Annotated in this window: 16 protein-coding genes; 2 read left to right on the top strand and 14 right to left on the bottom strand. The window is 27.5% G+C overall.

The window, feature by feature from the left end; genetic code table 11:
• Window positions 1-3: 3 nt before the first annotated feature.
• The 7 genes from minD to hns form a co-directional block, all read right to left on the bottom strand.
• Window positions 4-816, bottom strand: coding sequence for a septum site-determining protein MinD (gene minD / locus Bsayi582_RS02265; protein WP_500815613.1), 813 nt, complete (start codon window positions 814-816; stop codon window positions 4-6).
• A 27-nt stretch (window positions 817-843) separates the two neighbouring features.
• Complete coding sequence (gene minC, locus Bsayi582_RS02260; protein ID WP_500815612.1) at window positions 844-1,536, bottom strand: septum site-determining protein MinC; 693 nt, start codon at window positions 1,534-1,536, stop codon at window positions 844-846.
• 701 nt (window positions 1,537-2,237) lie between these two features.
• Entirely contained in the window at window positions 2,238-2,753 is a 516-nt protein-coding gene (gene dsbB / locus Bsayi582_RS02255; protein ID WP_500815611.1) for a disulfide bond formation protein DsbB, read from the bottom strand.
• Between the two features lie 566 nt (window positions 2,754-3,319).
• Entirely contained in the window at window positions 3,320-4,315 is a 996-nt protein-coding gene (gene gap / locus Bsayi582_RS02250; protein ID WP_500815610.1) for a type I glyceraldehyde-3-phosphate dehydrogenase, read from the bottom strand.
• A gap of 224 nt (window positions 4,316-4,539) precedes the next feature.
• Entirely contained in the window at window positions 4,540-6,384 is a 1,845-nt protein-coding gene (gene sppA / locus Bsayi582_RS02245) for a signal peptide peptidase SppA (protein WP_500816100.1), read from the bottom strand.
• A gap of 231 nt (window positions 6,385-6,615) precedes the next feature.
• Entirely contained in the window at window positions 6,616-7,422 is an 807-nt protein-coding gene (xthA, locus tag Bsayi582_RS02240) for an exodeoxyribonuclease III (RefSeq protein WP_500816099.1), read from the bottom strand.
• Between the two features lie 1,915 nt (window positions 7,423-9,337).
• Window positions 9,338-9,757: a histone-like nucleoid-structuring protein H-NS gene (hns, locus tag Bsayi582_RS02235; RefSeq protein WP_500815609.1), complete on the bottom strand. Its 420-nt coding sequence runs from the start codon at window positions 9,755-9,757 to the stop codon at window positions 9,338-9,340.
• Window positions 9,758-10,359: 602 nt separating this feature from the next.
• Between hns and Bsayi582_RS02230 the strand changes: the two genes are divergently transcribed.
• Window positions 10,360-10,977, top strand: coding sequence for a thymidine kinase (locus tag Bsayi582_RS02230; protein WP_500815608.1), 618 nt, complete (start codon window positions 10,360-10,362; stop codon window positions 10,975-10,977).
• A 445-nt stretch (window positions 10,978-11,422) separates the two neighbouring features.
• On the opposite strand, the gene cls is transcribed toward Bsayi582_RS02230, so the two are convergent.
• Window positions 11,423-12,889, bottom strand: coding sequence for a cardiolipin synthase (cls, locus tag Bsayi582_RS02225; RefSeq protein ID WP_500815607.1), 1,467 nt, complete (start codon window positions 12,887-12,889; stop codon window positions 11,423-11,425).
• A gap of 833 nt (window positions 12,890-13,722) precedes the next feature.
• Between cls and Bsayi582_RS02220 the strand changes: the two genes are divergently transcribed.
• Window positions 13,723-14,322, top strand: a complete 600-nt coding sequence (locus Bsayi582_RS02220; protein ID WP_500815606.1) for a TonB family protein — start codon at window positions 13,723-13,725, stop codon at window positions 14,320-14,322.
• Window positions 14,323-14,536: 214 nt separating this feature from the next.
• Here the strand turns inward: Bsayi582_RS02220 and Bsayi582_RS02215 are convergent, their stop codons facing one another.
• The 6 genes from Bsayi582_RS02215 to Bsayi582_RS02190 form a co-directional block, all read right to left on the bottom strand.
• Window positions 14,537-15,283, bottom strand: a complete 747-nt coding sequence (locus Bsayi582_RS02215; protein WP_500815605.1) for a YciC family protein — start codon at window positions 15,281-15,283, stop codon at window positions 14,537-14,539.
• Between the two features lie 304 nt (window positions 15,284-15,587).
• The gene (gene trpA, locus Bsayi582_RS02210) at window positions 15,588-16,418 is read right to left on the bottom strand and encodes a tryptophan synthase subunit alpha (protein WP_500815604.1); all 831 of its coding nucleotides are present in this window, start codon (window positions 16,416-16,418) and stop codon (window positions 15,588-15,590) included.
• 1 nt (window position 16,419) lies between these two features.
• On the bottom strand, window positions 16,420-17,610 hold the full coding sequence (gene trpB, locus Bsayi582_RS02205) for a tryptophan synthase subunit beta (protein ID WP_500815603.1): 1,191 nt from the start codon (window positions 17,608-17,610) through the stop codon (window positions 16,420-16,422).
• 47 nt (window positions 17,611-17,657) lie between these two features.
• Window positions 17,658-19,031, bottom strand: coding sequence for a bifunctional indole-3-glycerol-phosphate synthase TrpC/phosphoribosylanthranilate isomerase TrpF (trpCF, locus tag Bsayi582_RS02200; protein ID WP_500815602.1), 1,374 nt, complete (start codon window positions 19,029-19,031; stop codon window positions 17,658-17,660).
• Window positions 19,031-20,038 carry an anthranilate phosphoribosyltransferase gene (gene trpD, locus Bsayi582_RS02195; RefSeq protein ID WP_500815601.1) on the bottom strand — a complete coding sequence of 336 codons (1,008 nt, stop codon included), beginning with the start codon at window positions 20,036-20,038 and terminating at the stop codon, window positions 19,031-19,033. The genes trpCF and trpD overlap by 1 nt, the downstream gene beginning before the upstream one ends.
• A gap of 1 nt (window position 20,039) precedes the next feature.
• Complete coding sequence (locus tag Bsayi582_RS02190; RefSeq protein WP_500815600.1) at window positions 20,040-20,639, bottom strand: aminodeoxychorismate/anthranilate synthase component II; 600 nt, start codon at window positions 20,637-20,639, stop codon at window positions 20,040-20,042.

Raw genomic sequence — 20,639 nt, 5'->3', positions numbered from 1 at the left:
GTATTATCTCTTAAAAAATCGTTTAAAAAAGTTTGGTTTATTCACTTTGGTAAAACGAAAAGGACATGGTTTTCCTAATAAACGATTTACTGTATCTGAGTAGGCTTGCCCTGCATAAGATGTTATATCTAAGATGACTGGTTCCCCTTGGTTAGATGCTCTTAGTACTGATTTATCTTCTGGGATAACACCTAATAGAGGAATTCTTAGTACTTCTAATACATCGTCTAAACTTAACATATCTCCTTGTTTGACACGATTAGGGTTATATCTAGTTAATAATAGATGTTCTTTTATAGTTTCCATGCCATTTTCAGAACGTTTGGATTTAGATGCTAAGATGCCTAAAACACGATCTGAATCGTGTACTGAAGAAACTTCTGGATTGGTAGTAATAATAGCTTCATCTGCAAAATATAGAGCTGTTAATGCTCCACTATCGATACCTGCAGGAGAATCGCATATTATAAACTCGAAATTCATTTTGTTAAGATTATTTAGTATTTCTTCCACTCCAATAAGAGTTAAAGAATTTTTGTCACGTGTTTGAGAGGCAGGTAGAATATATAAATGTTCGGTGTGTTTATCTTTAATCAATGCTTGATTTAATGTGGCTTCGCCTTGGATGACATTAATAAAATCGTACACTACTCTACGTTCACACCCCATAACTAAATCAAGATTGCGTAAACCAATATCAAAATCAATTACGGCTGTTTTTTTGCCTTTTAGCGCTAATCCAGTAGCAAGAGCTGCACTTGATGTTGTTTTTCCTACTCCCCCTTTTCCTGAAGTAATAACTATTATGCGTGTCATGATAAATTCCTTATTGCAGGATACATATTATAAATGTTGAATAATAAGTGTATCGTTTTTTAGACTTAGTCTTACTGCTTTACCTGAAAATTCTTTTGGAATTTGATCGCTTAGCCAATAATGCCCCCCAATAGATACCAATTCAGGAGATAAATGAGTACAAAAAATTTGAGATTCTTCATTTCCAGATGCGCCGGCTAACACACGTCCTCGCATGGTACCGTAAATATGGATGTTTCCATCGGCTATAATTTCTGCTCCAACACTGACATTAGCAGTGATAATCAAATCTCTATTACGAGCATAAATTTTTTGACCAGAACGTATTGGTGTATTGATTAATTGTGTTTTAGAGATGGTTGGTTGTTTTTTGCATAAACATGTGGAAATATTTTTGTGTTGTATGGTATTATCTGTCGTTAGGATAGGTAGTCCACTTTTAATGATTGTTTTTTTTAGTTTATGATCATAGCAACAACATACTCCAATAATGAATAACCCAGTATTCGATATTGTTTCGTATAATGCATTCCAATTAACACGGTAATCAATATTTCCAACATTTACAATAATTGGAGTTCTTTTTAATAAAAAAAGAGGAGCTTTTTTAATTTTTTCTTCTAATGATTGACGGATCATTTTTAGACATGCACCATATACATGTACTACTAATAATGTAAAGTTGTTAACTGTTATACTAATGGAAACTGATGTCTTCACGATTTAAATATACATGTATTATTTATATAGTTTTGTTTATTTATACAAATGTGCATTTTATATAATTATTAATATTATTCATTTTTAAGATAGCATATAAATTTCGTTAAGTAAAAAATATTATAATGGATTACATTTTATATAAAAATTATAATAAATCAACAAAATTAAATCATTAATTATTTTTATATAAACAGATGTTTTTATTTGAATTTTTAGTTTTTTAGTAGAGTTAATATATAAAATTGTGTTGTTTAATAAAACATTGTATTAGTTATATAATATTTATAATTATAAAAATTTTTTATGGAATTAAATTAATAAGGATTCGATATATGTTATTTAACAATCATTAATTTAGTTTTTTAAGTTTGATGTTTCAAAAAAAATTAGAGGATATTATATTTATCTGTGTTTCTCTAGAGATTGTAATATGTAGTGTTATAAAAGATTCTGATAAATTAGTATTTGGTGTGGAAGTATGTGCTTATATTTTTTATTAGTATTTGTGTGTTCTTTTACGACAAATGATTTTATATAAATACATATCATGTTGGTTTAAATAATATATGTTTTATTATTTATTACAGTTTTTTATATGTATTCTAGAGTAGAATATATTGAATGATAAAAATATATAATTGTAATTAATCAATTCGTGTTGAGTAATTAGTGTGTTTGGATAAAGTTTAATCATAATATTATTTATGAATGTTAACGATTTGAGATAAACATACAAGTAGCGCTGTTGTTAAATAAATAGAAAAAATCGCAAACATCCATTGGGATATATTTAGTGACAAAAAATTCCAGTTATATTCAGTACAGCCTCCGTAAGCTTCAAATATGGAAGGCCACCATTTGTTTAGAGGGAACCAATGAGGAAAGTTGACGAATAGATCACACGTAAAAAATGGAGAAGGATGTAGTTGAATATCAATATGTTCTTTAGCTAATAGAAATCCTTTCCAAGCGCTGTATATCCAAATGGAAATAGCGAATAATCTTAAGTGAGTGATAAGCGGGGCAATGGTAGCAATTAATCCTGCAATGCCGATGCCGTATAAGGCGCATCTTTGATAAATACACAATACACAAGGTTTTAATAAAAAAACATGTTGTAAACATAAACTCATTAATTCTAAACTGACAACGGTTAAAACTAGAAAAATCCAATATTTTCTGCTTTTAGAGTAAGTATTAAATAGACGTAGCATAGATAATTACCTAAAAATTATGACATTTAATTTTAGTTCAAAACAATTATTTTTGAAAATAAAATTAAATAATTTTAATATAATTTCTAATTTTGTTAGATATAGGTCGCTGTCATGTCGTTATAATGCGTAAATAGTATTGTATGATAATGTGCTTAAACTTATTTGAAATTATTGAATTAAAATATGGTGCTACAATTAATAAGATTTAATTTTAACTTTAAAATTAAAATTAAATCTGTTAGTAATGATGTATAAGTATTAAACATTTTTAATTTTTGACAACATTCGGTTGTTATAATAAGCGTATAAGCGTATAAGCGTATTAAGTTGTAGTGTATTTGGTATATATATGAACAATTTGAATTAATAAAAATTTTTAATTATTAAATGTTTTTTTGATAAAATGTAATATTAAAAAATTTTTTCATCGATAGATAAAATTTTGATGTTTATATATTCCTATATTATTTAAATGATTATGTATATTTTGTATATATGTACAACAAGTTGTTGGTTAATTTAAATTTAAAAATGTTTTAAATTTATTGGTTTTATATTGTTTTTTATTTTGAAATATATACGCTTAAATCGATTACTTTATCGGAATAACCTGTTTCATTATCGTACCAAGATACTAATTTGACAAAATGATCATTTAACAAGACGCTAGCTTGAGCGTCAAATATAGAAATTAGTTTTTCTCCGTTAAAATCGCTGGATACTACTTTTTCGTCAGTATATCCCATAATTCCCTTGAGTTCTCTGCAAGTAGATTGCTTGATAGTATTACAGATACTTTCATAAGAAGTAGGTTTTATTAAACGAACGGTAAAATCGATTACAGAAACGTTTGGAATAGGGACTCGGAATGATATTCCAGTTAATTTTCCATCTAGTTCTTTTATAACTTTACCTAATGCTCGCGCCGCTCCAGTGGAAGATGGAATAATATTTTGATAAGCACCTCGTCCACTTCTCCAATCTTTATGTACTGGAGCATCTACAGTTTTTTGAGTAGAAGTTGTAGCATGTACAGTAGTCATTATACCTTCAACTATTCCGAAATTGTCGTTGATAATTTTAGCTAAAGGAGCTAAACAATTGGTGGTGCAAGATGCGTTAGATATTATTTTTTCGCCGTTATAGAGATGGTGATTAACACCCATAACAAACATTGGGGTATGATCTTTTGCTGGAGCAGTTAATATCACTTTACGCGCTCCGGCAAGTATATGTCCTTGAGCTTTTTCTTGAGTCAAGAAGATCCCTGTAGATTCAGTTACAACATCTACATCAAAATCTCTCCAATATAAATCTTTTGGATCTTTCTTAGAAGTATAGTGAACGATTGAGTTGTTAACAATTAAATGATCTCCGTGCGTGCTAATTGATCCTTTAAATCGTCCATGAGTTGAATCATATTTCAACATATATGCGATATGCTCAATCTCGAGTAAATCATTAATAGCAACAACCTTAGCGTCTTTTCGTTCTTGTGCAATTCTGAAGATAATACGACCGATTCGACCAAATCCATTAATACCGATTTTAATAGCCATATATTATATGCTCCTGTTATAATCGTTATGTTGTGTGTGATTATGTTGATCGTTAGAAAATTTAATCAATGTGTTTGTATAATTAAAATTTAACAGTATAAATATTGTCAATTAAATATTAGCATAGTACTTAATATGTGCAAATATATTATACATTTTTTTGGTTTTAAAAAAAAATAGCTACAATATATATTTAATTAATTATGTTTATTTTGTTGGCTATATTATATATAATTTAAGCAAAGTGCATAACAATGTTTTGGATCGTTCCATAAAAATTGGAAAATATTATGATTATTAATCTTGAAATTATCGTGGAAGTTGACAAATGAAATATAATTATTAAATAAATTCATAATTACAGTATAAATCAGTTTGTTAGCGTTTTGTAATATGATATCTGACCAGTTTATTTTATCTTCATACCAATTTAATTGGTATTCTGTTAATTGTGATAATTCGGATGCTTTGTTTATTGCATCGTCTAAATCTCCTATATCATCAATTAATCCATTTTTCATAGCATCATTACCAAGCCATATATGTCCTTGAGCAATTTTATTTATATATTCTATAGTTTTGCAACGAGATTCGGCTACTGTATTAATAAAATAACGATAGCTGGTATCCACATAAAGTTGCATCATATTCGTATATTCAGTAGGTAGTGATGCGGTTATTGAAATATTTGCTATAGGAGACGTACTAACCCCATCGTCATGGATACCGATAGCATCAAGAGATTTTTCAAATGTATTAATTATCCCAAATATGCCTATAGAACCTGTAAGAGTACTGTTACTTGCAATAATAGCGTTGGCCGGGGTGGATATCCAGTATCCTCCAGATGCCGCTATTCCACCCATAGATACAACTACTGGCTTACCAGAATCTCTAGTAGCTTTTAGTTCTAATCTGATTAATTCGGAAGCATTTACGCTTCCTCCGGGACTATTGACACGAAGTATAATTGCTTTTACTTTAGGATTAAACCGAGCATTACGAATTTTATGAGCTATGGCATCACCACCCATCGAACCTGATATATTAGATCCATCTATAATAGGCCCATTAATACAGATTATTGCTATTTGATTGTTTTGTTCTACAGGTGTTACTAGGTTATAATCATACATACTGATTGCATTAAACGACGTGCCTTGTTTGTTGGGTCCGAAGATTTTTTTCATTGTATTTTCTATGGTGAAATAAGATTCAACTTCATCTATCCATTTGTTTTTAAGCGCATAAGCTGCAGTGTCACCTTGCATGTGATGTAGTTCATTCAGTACTTTATTAATATCCGGAAAAATTTCTTGTGTTGTTATATTTCGGTTAATAGATATGGTTTGTAAATATTGATTCCATAGATGATTTACCCATTGGCTTTCTTCATGACGTACATGGTCAGACATTTTATTCTTAATGAATGGTTCCACAGCAGATTTATATGCACCAACTCTAAAAATATGAGTATTAATTTTTAAGTTATCTAATAGCGATTTATAATATAATTTGTTGGTAGAGATGCCTCGTAAATCTACAAAACCTTGTGGTGTGAGATAAATTTTATTTGCATAACTAGCTAGAAAATACTGTGATTGATTGTAGTAATCAGAGATAGCATAAATCATTTTACCAGAGTCTTTAAATTCACTCAAAGCTTTGCCAATATATTCTAATGAAGCTTGATTACTTCCTGAAAAATTTTTTAATGATAGTATTAATCCAGTGATGTTCGGATCATTTTTAGCTTGACGTAATATATTAATCACATCGAATAGAGAATTTTCTTTGGTGTTTGACCTATTTGTATTTAATAGGTGCTGACCGAATTTTTGAAATTTACTGTATGTGATAGGCTTATCAATAATCGTTCCAGAAAGATCTAGGATTAACGCAGTGTTATTTGATAATGGTGCGTTAGAACTCCATAAATGTAAACATACTATTATTCCTAAAATTATAAGAATTATAAAAAATATATTTATTATTGTTTGTTTTGTAAAATATAGTATGTGCATACTATATTTAAGTATTCTAAAAATAATTTTCCATATTTTATGTATAAATGATGTTTTAAGTATTAGAGGCATTATATGATAATCCAGCGAATAACTATATGCTATTATACCTAAACTATATCAGGTATTGTATAGTATGTGCAAATTTAATTAAAATAGTTTAAGGTGTTGTGATTTTGGAGTGTTTGTGTATACATCTAAAATTTTTAATTGGTTTATGCCTATTTTCGGTAGTTAATACTAAAGAATATATCATTTTCATGATGCATGAATATGTTAAATATCAAAATCTACCCATACTGGAGCATGGTCAGAGGGTTTATGCATGTTACGAATATCGTAACTGATTCCACTATTTTTACAACGTTTTGCTAATGGATTTGTCACAAATATTAAATCAATACGCAAACCACAGTTTTTATCAAATCCACGTGATCTATAACTAAACCAAGAATAACGTTTATTATTTTCAGGGTGTATTTTACGATAAATATCTATTAATCCCCAGTTAATTAAGTTATTTATCCACTTTCTTTCTTCTGGGAGAAAAGAACATCGTCCTAATGTAAGCCAACGTTTTTTGTTTTTTTCACCAATACCAATATCAAAATCTGTTGGACTAATATTCATATCACCCATGACTAATAACAATGAGTTATTGTGATAATTATGTTCTATGTGATTTTGTAGATTTTTATAAAAGTTTTTTTTGTATATGAATTTTTCTGGATGATTTTTATTTTCTCCTTGAGGAAAATAACCATTAATAATAGTTAATATGCCTATTGATGTCATAATATCAGCAATAATTATTCGTTTTTGAGATAGTTTATTGTCATCGATAAAACCACGATTAACAGTTAAGGGAATTTGGCGAAAAAATAATGCGACGCCATGATATTTTTTTTGACCATAAAAATATACGTGATATCCATATTGTAATATTTCTTTTATGGGAAAAGAATCGTCATGTACTTTGGTTTCCTGTAAACCAATTACATCCGGTTGTAATTGAAGTATAATAGCATGCAGTTGATGCATACGGGCACGTAATCCATTTATATTAAAAGAAACAAATCTCATCATGATAGTATTGGCCTATAAAGTTGTTTTTTATTTTGATTAGAAATATAAGTTTTATGTATTGATTAAATAAAATAGTTTAATAAATTATAATCAATTAATCGTTGTTTTTATAGACATGCAAACAAAGTATATTTATTTTGATGAGTCAGGGTTAATTGATTGATTATGTGTAATTTCTAAATTTAAATTAATATTTAAAATTATATTTATTATTATTTAAGTGTTTAGACATGATGTAATGAGAATATCTTGAAAATATTTGTTGTATTTTTAAATGAATTAGAGTTTCAAATGCATTTGAACGATATAATTTTGTTGTTAGTACATGTAAGTGAAAGTATTATGATTAATTATTTAATTTAAAGAAATTAATATTTATTTAGAATTAATTCATTTATATTGTAATGTTTTTATAAAATAGAATAATAGTTTAAATTTGTGTATTAGATGGTATTTAATCTAGAATAGGGTTACAGTTTTTGAATAAATTTGTATTCTGTAGATAGTGAAGAGATTTTTATATAGACCTAATATATTAATTAGGGTGTTATATATACGATGATATTTTGTCTAAATTAGATTTTTTAAATAATTAATTATTTTAAGAAAATAGCCGAAGTGTATGACTATGACATATATATTTATATGTATGGGTCTGGATATTTTTAATTTTTTTACAAATGTATTTGTTTTGAATATTGATGAGTGATGAGATTTAAGGTTTCATGTTGTTTATATATATAGGAACGGGGTATTAATAGAATTTTCGGTGTTAATACTTTCGAATTTATTAATTGATTATATCAATGATTGATTACTTTAATTTTGGAGGTGTTTATTTGTTGGTATTTATAATTTTGATGATTAAAATAGTATTTTAGTTGAAATTTTTGTGGAAATATTGTGAAAATATTCTGATTTATTATTACAAATATAATTTGTAAGATGTATTAGATATTTTAAATCTAAATTTTAATTTTAAAGTTTTAAATGTATTCATATGAGAAGACAGGTTTGTAATAATGTTTGTATGAGTTTATGATATGACGTTGTGGTGATGCTATATTGAAAGATAGAATACATGTATGCTTTTAACTTTTTTAAAATTCTGAATATTATAAATTATGTAGTGTATGATGTATTTATTTGGGTGTTTTTTTAAAAAATATAGTTTTTAGTTGATAAAAATTTTTAATAAATTTTATTGAATTATTATTTTGTTGATCATTTAATATGATGATATACAACATCAAAAGAAATAATAAAAATAAAAAATTTATGTGTTGATAAATTTTTTCTATAAAAATGTTTATATTTATCTAAAATAATTTTATTAATTATTCTATAATTAATATTGTAAATATAGTTAACTTTTTTATGAATTTATTTGAGGTGTTGGTTTTATACAGAAGTATAAAATACACCATGATGCGGACCATATAATTAGTTTAATATATTATTTACTCATATAAATAAATAAGATGTATGTCTATCGTGGAATTAAATTTAGTTTATTTATATGAGAAGTTAATGTTATTTTAAATTTAAAATGATGATCAATTTATTAAATAGTGTTCCAATTTTCATTAGAAGCTAATATGTTTAATAGATGTAAATCTTGATGATTGATAGTTTATTCTATTGCTGACAGGGAATGTGTGTTTTATAAATATTTTTGTAAGTTTTGATTATTATATAACAATGTAATATATATAACGGTGTATTTGTTGAGTTCTTTTAGGAGTATTTGTAATATAAAAATAATAAATTTTAATTAATATTAATTTACATATAAAATAGAAATATTTAATATATATTTAACTATTATTAGTTTATATATAAAATCCAAAGAGCTTGATAGTAAGATCAGAGGCTCTTTGGTTCGTATTGTTGTATGAGTAAGCAAAGTATATTATGATGATAGTAAAAAATCTTCTAGTTTTTTATTATTTTCATCGATGGCTTTTTTAATAATTGAGGGTGTTCGTCCTTGTCCGGTCCAGGTTTTAATTTCACCATATTTGTTTATATATTGATACTTTGCTGGTCGAGCTGCGCGTTTGTTTTTATGAAGTGATTTGTTAGTAATGGGATTTGTGTGTTGTAGTAATTCATTAGGATCTATCCCATCAGCTATGAGCATATCACGGTATTGTTGTAATTTTCGAGCATGTTCTTCTATTTCAGCCTTTGCTTGATTATTTTCTATGCGTCGCTCATTAACCACTGTTTCTAATTTTTCTAATATTTCTTCTAAAGTTTTAAGGGTACATTCTTTAGTTTGTGCTCGTAAAGTACGTATATTATTAAGCATTTTTAATAATTCGTTCATTGATTTAATCCAAATATTATAAATAATAAATCTCCTGATAAGGATAGAGCGCGAATTTATTTTCTGCAATACTTAGGGATATTTTAATTTGTAAATAATCCATGATATTTTTGTATCGATAAATAATTTCAATTTATATAGCGTCATAAATATATTTAGATATTATTTATGTTTGATTTTGTGAAAGATATTTCATTAATTTTATTTAATTGATTTTATATTTATTATATATATATTTTTAAATTATTGTAATTGTTTAATTGTTTTATTAATTGAAATTAAGAATTAATTATTTAATTATTGAATTTTAAAATGTGAATAATATCTATTTATTGATTTTTAGTTCTCGTATACTTACATAAGGTATTTTTTAAAATATAAAATATTTTGTTTGTTTAAATATTGATTTTAATATAAAACGACAGATGATATTTAAATATATATGGTATTGTAAAATATTTATTGTAGATGGGATATGAATTTATTTTTAATTTTATTTGTATATGATGAATGTCATATTGTATATAATGGGCTTATTGATTAAATAGATATTATAGAAAAATGATATTTTAATACTGTGGTTTAGACAGAGTGATGATTATATGGCGCAATTATATTTTTATTATTCCGCAATGAATGCAGGTAAAACTACCGCATTATTACAGTCTTCTTATAATTATAGAGAACGAGGAATGCGTACATTATTATATACAGCTGGAATAAATTCTCGAGGGAATAATTATAAAAAAATAACATCTCGTGTTGGATTGACTACTTCTGCTAGAGTATTTGATAATAAAACTATTTTTTTTGATCAAATAGCAGCTATATATCAAAACAATACAATACACTGTGTATTAATAGATGAATGTCATTTTCTTACTCGCGATCAAGTGGTAGATTTAACTAAGATAGTGGATGTATTAAGTGTTCCAGTACTGTGTTATGGATTGCGTACTGATTTTAGGGCGGAATTATTTTCAGGAAGTTTATGGTTGTTAGCTTGGGCAGATAAATTAATTGAATTAAAAACTATTTGTCATTGTGGACGAAAAGCAAATAGGGTTCTTAGAATTGATGATCAAGGTCTAGTAATGCGAGATGGTGATCAAGTGTTATTTGGTGATAATAATCGTTATGTTTCGGTATGCCGTAAACATTTTACAAAACAACTAAAATCCCCATTATCTCCAGTAAAACGTTTTTATTTCGACGAATAAAAAGTTTATACATGCATATGCATTTGCAAAAAAATATGTTTTATCCTGCATTTATTTATTAAGCTATTGTTGTTAGAGTGTGCGTGAAAATAGATATTTATTATGAATTATGAATTTTATACTAATAATTTTTATTTTATGAAAACAATATTTTTTTTGAATGCATATAGAAATTATGCATATTTAATATTTTAAAATTTGGTATTGCTTATTAGCAATAAGAAATCTTAAATGATTTAATTTATAAAATTTAGGTATGGTGGTTATTTCTATTAAAAAATAGTTTTTTGGAATGTGAATATAATTTTTTTATTATTGATTTTTAATCAATTATACACTGTGCGTATTGTTTATGATTTAGTGCAGAGTATTAGAAGTATTGTTTATATATTTACTTGAATATCAGTTTGATTATTTTGTTTTAAATTAAAGGTATATAACCCTTTTATAATAAGGGGCTGAGTAAATAAAACAAACGTTCAACAATACGTTCCCAGTAAGGACGTTTAGCCCATTTTTTTGGATCGATTGCTTTGGAGTGATCAATATAGTTTTGTTGTGTTTTTTCTAGTTCATTGTTAAAATCTTTGCTATCAATTACTAAAGTGATTTCAAAATTTAACCATAAGCTACGTATATCTAAATTTACGGTTCCTATTAGACTTAATTGTTGGTCTATTAGCACGCTTTTTGCGTGTAATAGTCCATGTTGAAATTGATGTATTAGTACTCCAGCTTTTAATAGTTCACTAAAGAATGCTCTGCTGGCCCAGTTTACTAATATAGAATCGTTATTCTGTGGGATAATTATATGAACTTCTACTCCACGTTGTGCTGCTGTACAAATAGCGTATAGTAAGTCATCACTGGGCACTAAATACGGAGTAGTAATGATGAGTTTTTTACGTGCTTCGTATAATGACATTAGTAATACTTGATGAATTATTCCTTCTGGGCATCCTGGTCCAGAAGGAATAATTTGAATGGTATGTCCTGACATGAGTTCGCGGGTTGTAATGGTGTGAGTATCCAACAATAATGGAAATAATGCATGTTCTCCTGTTTCAATTTCCCAATCAGAAGAAAAAATCATACTCATGGCAGAAGTTGCTGGTCCTTCTATGCGTACCATGATATCAATCCATTGTCCAACTCCCATGTTTTTTTTAAATAATTGTGGATCTACCATATTCATACTACCAGTATAAGCGATATTATTATCAATTAGTATCATTTTGCGGTGTTGTCGCAAATCCATACGACGTAAGAAAATACGTAATATATTTACATGTAGTGCTTCTACAATATTAACTCCAGCTTGTCGCATTATATCAGGATATGCACTATTAAAAAAACTAGAACATCCAGCTGAGTCTAATATAATTCGGCAACGAACACCTCTTTCTGCTGCTATGATTAATTTTTTTGTAACGTGATCTACTAATCCTCCAGATTCCCAAATGTAAAATATCATGTCAATACTGTGTTGAGCTAATTCAATATCTTTAATTAAGGATATTATGGTATCGTGAGTTTTTTTTAATAATTGTATTTTATTACCTTTTAGAGCGCCTATTCCTTGGCGATGTTCGCATAGCTTAAATAATGAAGAAGCAATCGCGCTGTGTTCAGTTGAAAATATATGTTTGTAAGATTTTAGTATTTTTATACAGCGCATGGTAGATGACCATGCTATTTTACTTCTGGTAGATCGTTGTTTACCGAGATTAGACTCACCAAATAACAGATATGTAATTATACCTATTAAAGGTAAAACATAAATTACTAACAACCATGCCATGGAGGATGGTACTGTTCGGCGTTTTATTAAAATACGAAATGTAACTAGTACGATTAATAGCCAATAGCTGCACAACAAAATACAATTAAATATTGTACAAACTGTAATCATAATTACAATAAATCCTATTTATAACGTTGAGGTGACATTTTTCAAATAAAAGACTATATGGATTATTATTATTGAATATTTACATTGTATGACAAATTTTATAAGCGCATAAAGGCATAAATAGATATTTATAAGCGATCGAATACTGATTGGGAAAACGTATAGCTAATATTAATATTTATTTAATAAACAATTTAATTATATTATACATTTATAAATCATAAATGGCATTATGATATTAGTGTGAAATGTTGTATATATTAAGTGAATAAATTTTATGTATTTTTGAAGAATTAGTATTCATTATGTGTATAAATAATATGCATTTCTTTTATTTTTTTTTAATATTAGGTTAAAGTTTAGTAAAAATTGAAACATTGATATATATGATTCAATTCAATTTTTGATCGTATTATATTGTTGGTATTTTTTAAAAAATAAAATTTATTTATCTATTTATTTAATTTTAAAAGGTTTTTAAGTGTTTTATTATTATATAAGTATATATTTTTAATATTCTTAATGTATATTAAATAATATATGAATATGTTGTGTTTGAAAGTTATATTGTTTAGATTTTTAATTAAAAAGCATATAACATATATTTTATGTTGTACGCATAAAATATAATGTATATATGTGTTTATTAAATAATGTTTATATGAAAAGTAAGTGTTTTAAACAAAGATCATAAATATGAAAGATTATGATGAAATATAATATGTTTAAAAGGAGACTGAATTATAAATAATTACCAGAGTATTTGTCGTGAATTATATGTGTCAGTCTATTTTTGTTTTTTTTTATCGTGTATTATTCATATATTTGTAACAATGGTATTGTTGTATTATTTTCGTCATTTTATTAATAAGCCTGTTCGTACAGCAAAACCTACAGTAATTGAATTGTCGTTGTTACAGTCTAATCGAATTGGATATGAAATATTGGAGAAAAAACAATCGTCAAAAACATTGAAAACATCTCAGAAACAACACAATCCAAAGTCTTTAGTGTGTTCTAAAAAGAAGGTGTTAGATCGTTCTAAAAATGTGTTGGATGTAGATAAAGATTTTTCTGTAGTTAAACAAAATGATATTGATATTTCGGAATCTACAATATCCTCTGATTCTTCTTCTGTAATACGGGGTGAGAATCCTTGTGTACATTCTTGTATAATTAATCGTATATATCCTGAATATCCTAATAAGGCTAAAATATTAGGTATAGAAGGAAAAATTATTGTTCAATATAATGTTAATACTAAAGGAAAAATTGATACAATACGTGTACTATCGGCTAATCCTGTTGGTGTATTTGAAGAAAGTGTTAAATCAGCTATGTGTCGCTGGAGATATTCAAGCAATAAGCCAGAAAGAAATTTAGTTGTTACTTTTAAATTTTGTTTGAATAGTGATAAAGCATTTATTAATTAAAATTATTGTAATTTTTTTTTGTGAAACTGATTTGTGTGTATATTATAATAAATTTATTTAAGTCAAATGAAGTAATAAAAAATATTTTTAGAAGATTAGTGTAGAGATTAAAATTTTAATAAAATTAAGTAATTATGATTTTATCAATGTAATGTAAAGTATTTTTATATGATTTTTTTTTGAAAAAAATAGATAAAGATGATTTCAAAAAAAATTAATAATTTTTTAATGTTGTTTTAATAATGATATATATATAATATAAATATATTAAAATTACTACAGACAACATGTTATTAAGACTATTTATTAAAATTTTAGTAATAAATACCCAAGAGTGAAGGTTCTGAATTAATATTAACATTAATATAGTTTTGATTAGGAACCATAATAATATCGGTAGTGTAACTAAATGCATGTTGCGGTAACTTATTTTTATACTAATGCATATCGATTCTATAATCGATGGGTTATCAATAATCATTATAATTGGGGCCAGACTTGTTATGATGGCCAATAGAATGCCTGGGATGATCGCCATCATGAGTCCCAGTTGTGTAAATAATGTCATATAAAAAATTAATAATAATAATTTTGGAAATTTTGGTGTTGTTAGTTGAATAATTTTTTTTACATTAAAATATCGGCTATTTTGAGTGGAAATAGGGAATAGATGTAACATAGTTAAAATACTTCCAAATAAAAAGGTGTTACTTAATAGTTTAGAGACACCATTAGCAATAGATAATTTGAACAAAATATACTGTTGATCTATTGATAATTCTTTAATTGTGTTTTGCAAATTCATGTCAGAAAAATTGTTTATAAACGTAAGATTTGATTTTTTTGGTATTAAAATATAATCTAAGCCGATTTGCATTAATGTTGTAATCAATATTAATATTATGATATCAGAGCGATAATTCTTAACAAAATATAATATATCTTGATACAATTTTGTCATTATAGTTTTCATAATTTTTCCAAAAAATATTTTTACAGCAAAAAAATTAATGATTTAAAGTATTATTGATAATATATAATTATTGTATTTAATTTTAACAAAATGTTCGTGATTTGTAATAATAGTTAATTTTTATCGGTTTTTATTATGTAATTACATTTATATTTGATATTTTTATAAAAATATTATTTACAATAAATTTAGATATCTTATGTGTATAGAGATATGATATATAAATAGATAACTTGATTAAATTTTATTGAGATTATGTGTTATTGTTGATATAGTATATATATTATATGGTTTAATTTATATCAAAATGCATAGATTTTTTCATTAAATGTGTTAGTGTTTTTAATTTCTTTAACGTTACTTCTATATTGCAAATGTTTTCTTCAATAATATTTGCAATTATAGAACCGACAACGACCCCAGTAGTTCCTAATAACAATGACTCATGGGCTTGTAGTGGTGTATGTATGCCAAAACCTTGCAGTATAGGTAGTGTTTTTTGTTGTTCTTGGATGCATTGAATTAAGTTATTTAATACAGAAGTATTAATTGTGATTTTATTGATATCGATACCAGTGACTCCGGGGCGAGATAGTAAATAGATATATCCGGTGCCTTGAGTGGTAATTTTGTTGATTAATTCTTTTGTAGCGTTAGGCGGGCAAATGAAGATGTGTGCTATTTTATAGCGCGTTGAAGCGTTATAAAATGATTGGCTTTCTTCAATAGGAAGATCGGGAATTAACACGGAGTCTATATCTATTTTTGAGCAATATGAATAGAAATTGTTGACTCCGTTTTTGAAGATTAAATTTGCATATATTAATAATCCAATAGGTAAATCTGGATATTTATTACGAATGTCACGTAACATTGTTAAGCAATGTGAAAAATTTACACCTGATTTTAAGGCGCGTTCCATGCTTTTTTGTATTGCAGGACCATCTGATACAGGATCAGAAAATGGCATTCCTAGCTCTAACGCATCAGAACCCGACGAAACTAATGTATCTATAATATTCATAAAAGAGGTGGGATTTGGATCTCCTAAAGTAATAAAAGGTACAAATGCTCCTAATTTATTTCGAGTTAAATGTGTAAATAATTTTTTATAACGATTCATTTTACGTATCTCTTTGTTTTTGTGATACATGATGGACTGTAAGAATATCTTTATCTCCGCGTCCAGATAAATTGACTATTAAAATTTGCGTTTTATTTGGTTTTTCTTGAATGATTTTAAGTGCATACGCTAAAGCATGGGAAGATTCTAGAGCCGGAATGATTCCTTCATGAATAGATAATTGCTTAAATGCTCTGATTGCTTCTGTATCATTAATAGAGACATATTGCACTCTACCAGTATTTTTAAGGTAAACATGTTCTGGTCCTACAGATGGAAAATCGAGACCAGCGGATACAGAATAAGAATTCTTTATTTGTCCATCTTCAGATTGTAGTATTGAAGTTTTCATACCAAAATAAATACCTATATTACCATGTTGTAGAGCAGCCCCGTGATATTCAGTATTTACGCCTAATCCAGCCGCTTCTACTCCCAATAATTGTACTGATGGTATATCAAGAAATTCAGAAAATATGCCAATAGAGTTAGATCCTCCTCCTACGCAAGCAATAATTGCATCTGGTAAGCGTTGTTCGTGTATTTGTATTTGTTCGTATGTTTCTTTTCCAATGATTCGTTGAAATTCTTTAACAATTGTAGGAAATGGATGAGGTCCAGCAGCTGTACCAATCATATAATGAGTATATTCATAGGTTTTAGACCATTCTCGTATAGCTTCGTTACAAGCGTCTTTTAAGGTTTTGGATCCGTGATTGACAGGAATGATTTTTGCTCCCATTAGTTGCATTCTCAAAACGTTAGTTTCTTGACGTTTGATGTCTTTAGATCCCATATAGATACGACATTTTAATCCTAAAAGGGATGCTGCAATAGATACAGCAACTCCATGTTGACCAGCGCCAGTTTCAGCGATTATTTCTTTTTTGGACATACGCTTTGCTAGTAGAGCTTGTCCCAATACTTGATTGGTTTTATGAGATCCTCCATGCAACAGATCTTCACGTTTTAAATATAGTTTAGTACGAGTTCCTTTTGTTAAATTTTTGCATAATGTTAATGGAGTAGGACGGCCAGCATAATTATTCAAAAGATATTTGAGTTCTTTTTTAAAAATAGGATCATTTTGTGCTGATATGAATGTTTCTTCTAATTGATTTAGTACTGGTATTAGAATTTGTGGTACGTACATCCCTCCAAATTCTCCAAAATAAGATCGTAGTTTTATCATATTAATTATTTTATTCCTTTAATTATTTTAAGTATATTATTATTCTACTAATAAGACCTTAGTATTTGAAATATCTTAATAAGTTTTTGATGGTTTTTAATACCTGGTGTAATTTCAACTCCAGAGTTAAAATCTAATCCCAAACAACCTATACGTGCTGCTTTCGCGCAATTACTTGTTGTTAATCCTCCTGCTAAAATTATTTTATCTAATTGCATATTCGAAAGAAGCGACCAATCAAAAGTTTTTCCACTGCCTCCTCCGTTATCTACTAAATAGCGGTTTATATTTGGAATATTATATTTTGGTAATGGTTTATGATTCATATTAATACTTTTCCATATACAGCATGTAATCGGCAATTGTGTTCGTAAAGTATTAATGTAGTCTTGATCTTCTGTGCCGTGAAGTTGTATCGCTGATAGATTCAATGTGTTGGCTATATTGACAATATAAGAAATGGCTGCATTGAAGAATACACCAACATAATATAAATGTTTTACACAAGAAATAATGTGTTGTGCAGTTATGATGTTTATGCATCGGGGTGAATTAGGGACAAAAATTAAACCTCCATATATTGCTCCTAATGTGTAAGCGATATATGCATCTTTGGCTCTAGTTAGTCCGCATATTTTATTTTCTCCTAAAATTAATTTTTTTATTGCTGTATTAAGTTGTGGTTGAGACATTAATGCTGTTCCAATCAAAAATCCATTAACATAATGTCTAAGTTTTCTTATATGACAATAATTAGTAATGCCCGATTCGCTAATTATAGTAATTGAGTTTGGTATATGTTTACTTAGTGAAATGGTTCGGTTTAAATCAACTGAAAGATCATGTAAATTACGATTATTTATACCAATAACTTTAGCTCCTAGGTATTTAGCGCGTTTTAATTCATTTTCATTTATTATTTCTGTTAATATTCCCATACCTAATGCATGGGCTGTGTTAACTAATTTTTGATAAGTTATATCATCTAAAATTGATAACATTAGTAAAATGGCATCGGCTTGATGTAGTCGCGCGAAATAAATTTGCCATTCTGAAATAAAAAAATCTTTACATAGTATTGGTTGTTTTACGGTATTACTTACTTGGCATAAAATATCAAAATTCCCATGAAAGTACTTATCATCAGTTAATACTGAAATAACAGAAGAATAATGTTTATAGGTTTGGGCTATTTTTATAGGATCAAAATTATTACAGATAATGCCTTTGGAAGGAGATGCTTTTTTGCATTCTAATATGAATATTGTTTGGTGTTTTTTGTTGGATACAGCATGATAAAAATTTCGTTTGCTTGGTTGTATCATAGTTTTTAACATATGCAATGGATTTTGTTTTTTTTGTTTAATGATCCAGTTTTTTTTGTGTAATAAAATTTCGTCAAGTATTGTTGTGTGTTGCATTATTTTTGAATCCCTATTTTTGACAAAGATAGCAAACGAGTGTATGGCGTTCCATTATATATTTTATCTAAAGCTAATTGTGTATTGGCGCGCAGGTTATTGTATCCAAATAATTTTAATAATAGAGCTACGTTGGCTGCTATTACAGCTGAATGTGCAGGTTTTCCTTTTCCTTTTAATAGATCGATCGTGTATTTGTAAGCCTGTTTTTTGGAATAACAACATAGAGTTTCTATTGGATAAGAGTTTAGCCCAAAATCTGATGATGTTAAAGTGTAATGATTTATGATATTATTGTATAATTCTGATACTTGAGTAGGAGCATGTAATCCTACTTCATCTATACCTCCACAATGTACTACTATTGCGTGATGATATTTGAATAGTTGTAACGTTTGGATTATAGGTAATAATAATTCTTTTTTATATACACCAATAAGTATTAATGAAGGTTTTGATGGATTAATTAATGGACCTACTATATTAAATAATGTGGAAGTTTTTAGTTGTTTGCGTATAGTCATTACATTTTTTAATACTTCGTGGTATTGAGGAGCATATAAAAAACATATGCCTAGTTTGTCAAAAATTTTACGTGCTTGATATGCATCGTTTTCTATATATAGATTATATTGCTTTAATAAATCCATTGATCCTATCATACTAGAGATACTAAGATTACCATGTTTAATGATTTTTGCGCCACAAGTAGAAGCAACAATGGCACTTGCTGTAGAAATGTTGATAGTACGGCTATTATCGCCCCCAGTTCCTGTTATATCTGAAAATAAAACGTTTGGACGTGGAAAAGATTTGGAATGAGCTAATAAAACATTTGCGGCTCCTACTATCTCTTCAAAAGTTTCTCCGCGCATTTTCATACTGATTAGCGCAGATGTGATTTGTGTTTTAGATAATTTTTTTTTTATAATATTGTATAGTAGTGTTTCGCTTTGTTTTTGGTCAAGAGATTTACCTTGATATAAAATTTTGAAAATGTCTTGCATGTTATTTTTTTCCTTTATGTAATTGCATTGCCCACGTGATGGTTTGTCTAATCAGTTGTGTTCCATGAGCGGTTAAGATGGATTCAGGATGAAATTGAAATCCGCAAATTCGATCAGAATCATTGCGTACTGCCATTGCAATGTGTTTATTATAATAAGCATTAATTTTCAAATTATTTGGTATGTAATTACTTATTAATGAATGATATCGTCCTGCTAATAGAGGATTTGGTATATTAGAAAACATAGCTAAATTGTCGTGATGTATTAAAGAAGATTTTCCATGAAAAATTTCTTCTGATTGTGATATACTCCCTCCGTAGAATTCTATTATGGCTTGATACCCTAGACAAATTCCAATAATTGGAATTTGTCTGTTGAGTTGTTTTATTAGTTGTGTCATACACCCGGCTTGATTGGGGGATCCAGGGCCTGGTGATAACATTAAAATTGGATTTTTCATTTTGGACAATGTATTTATGATTATTGATGTTGGTAGTTGATTGGTGTATATCAATACTTGATGTCCATTGTTGCGTAATTGATCTACTAAATTATATGTGAATGAATCAACGTTATCTAACAATATTATATGAGCCAT

The sequence above is a fragment of the Candidatus Blochmannia sayi (nom. nud.) genome, assembly GCF_059935855.1.
This window is presented reverse-complemented; position numbering and strand designations above follow the sequence as displayed.

Excerpts from the sequence above, each read along its gene's own strand:
- Bsayi582_RS02220 (WP_500815606.1), top strand. The coding sequence starts at position 13,723 with ATGGTATTGTTGTATTATTTTCGTCATTTTATTAATAAGCCTGTTCGT.
- hns (WP_500815609.1), bottom strand. The coding sequence starts at position 9,757 with ATGAACGAATTATTAAAAATGCTTAATAATATACGTACTTTACGAGCA.
- Bsayi582_RS02230 (WP_500815608.1), top strand. The coding sequence starts at position 10,360 with ATGGCGCAATTATATTTTTATTATTCCGCAATGAATGCAGGTAAAACT.
- dsbB (WP_500815611.1), bottom strand. The coding sequence starts at position 2,753 with ATGCTACGTCTATTTAATACTTACTCTAAAAGCAGAAAATATTGGATT.
- Bsayi582_RS02215 (WP_500815605.1), bottom strand. The coding sequence starts at position 15,283 with ATGACAAAATTGTATCAAGATATATTATATTTTGTTAAGAATTATCGC.
- Bsayi582_RS02190 (WP_500815600.1), bottom strand. The coding sequence starts at position 20,639 with ATGGCTCATATAATATTGTTAGATAACGTTGATTCATTCACATATAAT.
- gap (WP_500815610.1), bottom strand. The coding sequence starts at position 4,315 with ATGGCTATTAAAATCGGTATTAATGGATTTGGTCGAATCGGTCGTATT.
- xthA (WP_500816099.1), bottom strand. The coding sequence starts at position 7,422 with ATGAGATTTGTTTCTTTTAATATAAATGGATTACGTGCCCGTATGCAT.
- cls (WP_500815607.1), bottom strand. The coding sequence starts at position 12,889 with ATGATTACAGTTTGTACAATATTTAATTGTATTTTGTTGTGCAGCTAT.
- trpA (WP_500815604.1), bottom strand. The coding sequence starts at position 16,418 with ATGAATCGTTATAAAAAATTATTTACACATTTAACTCGAAATAAATTA.
- minD (WP_500815613.1), bottom strand. The coding sequence starts at position 816 with ATGACACGCATAATAGTTATTACTTCAGGAAAAGGGGGAGTAGGAAAA.
- trpCF (WP_500815602.1), bottom strand. The coding sequence starts at position 19,031 with ATGCAACACACAACAATACTTGACGAAATTTTATTACACAAAAAAAAC.
- trpB (WP_500815603.1), bottom strand. The coding sequence starts at position 17,610 with ATGATAAAACTACGATCTTATTTTGGAGAATTTGGAGGGATGTACGTA.
- trpD (WP_500815601.1), bottom strand. The coding sequence starts at position 20,038 with ATGCAAGACATTTTCAAAATTTTATATCAAGGTAAATCTCTTGACCAA.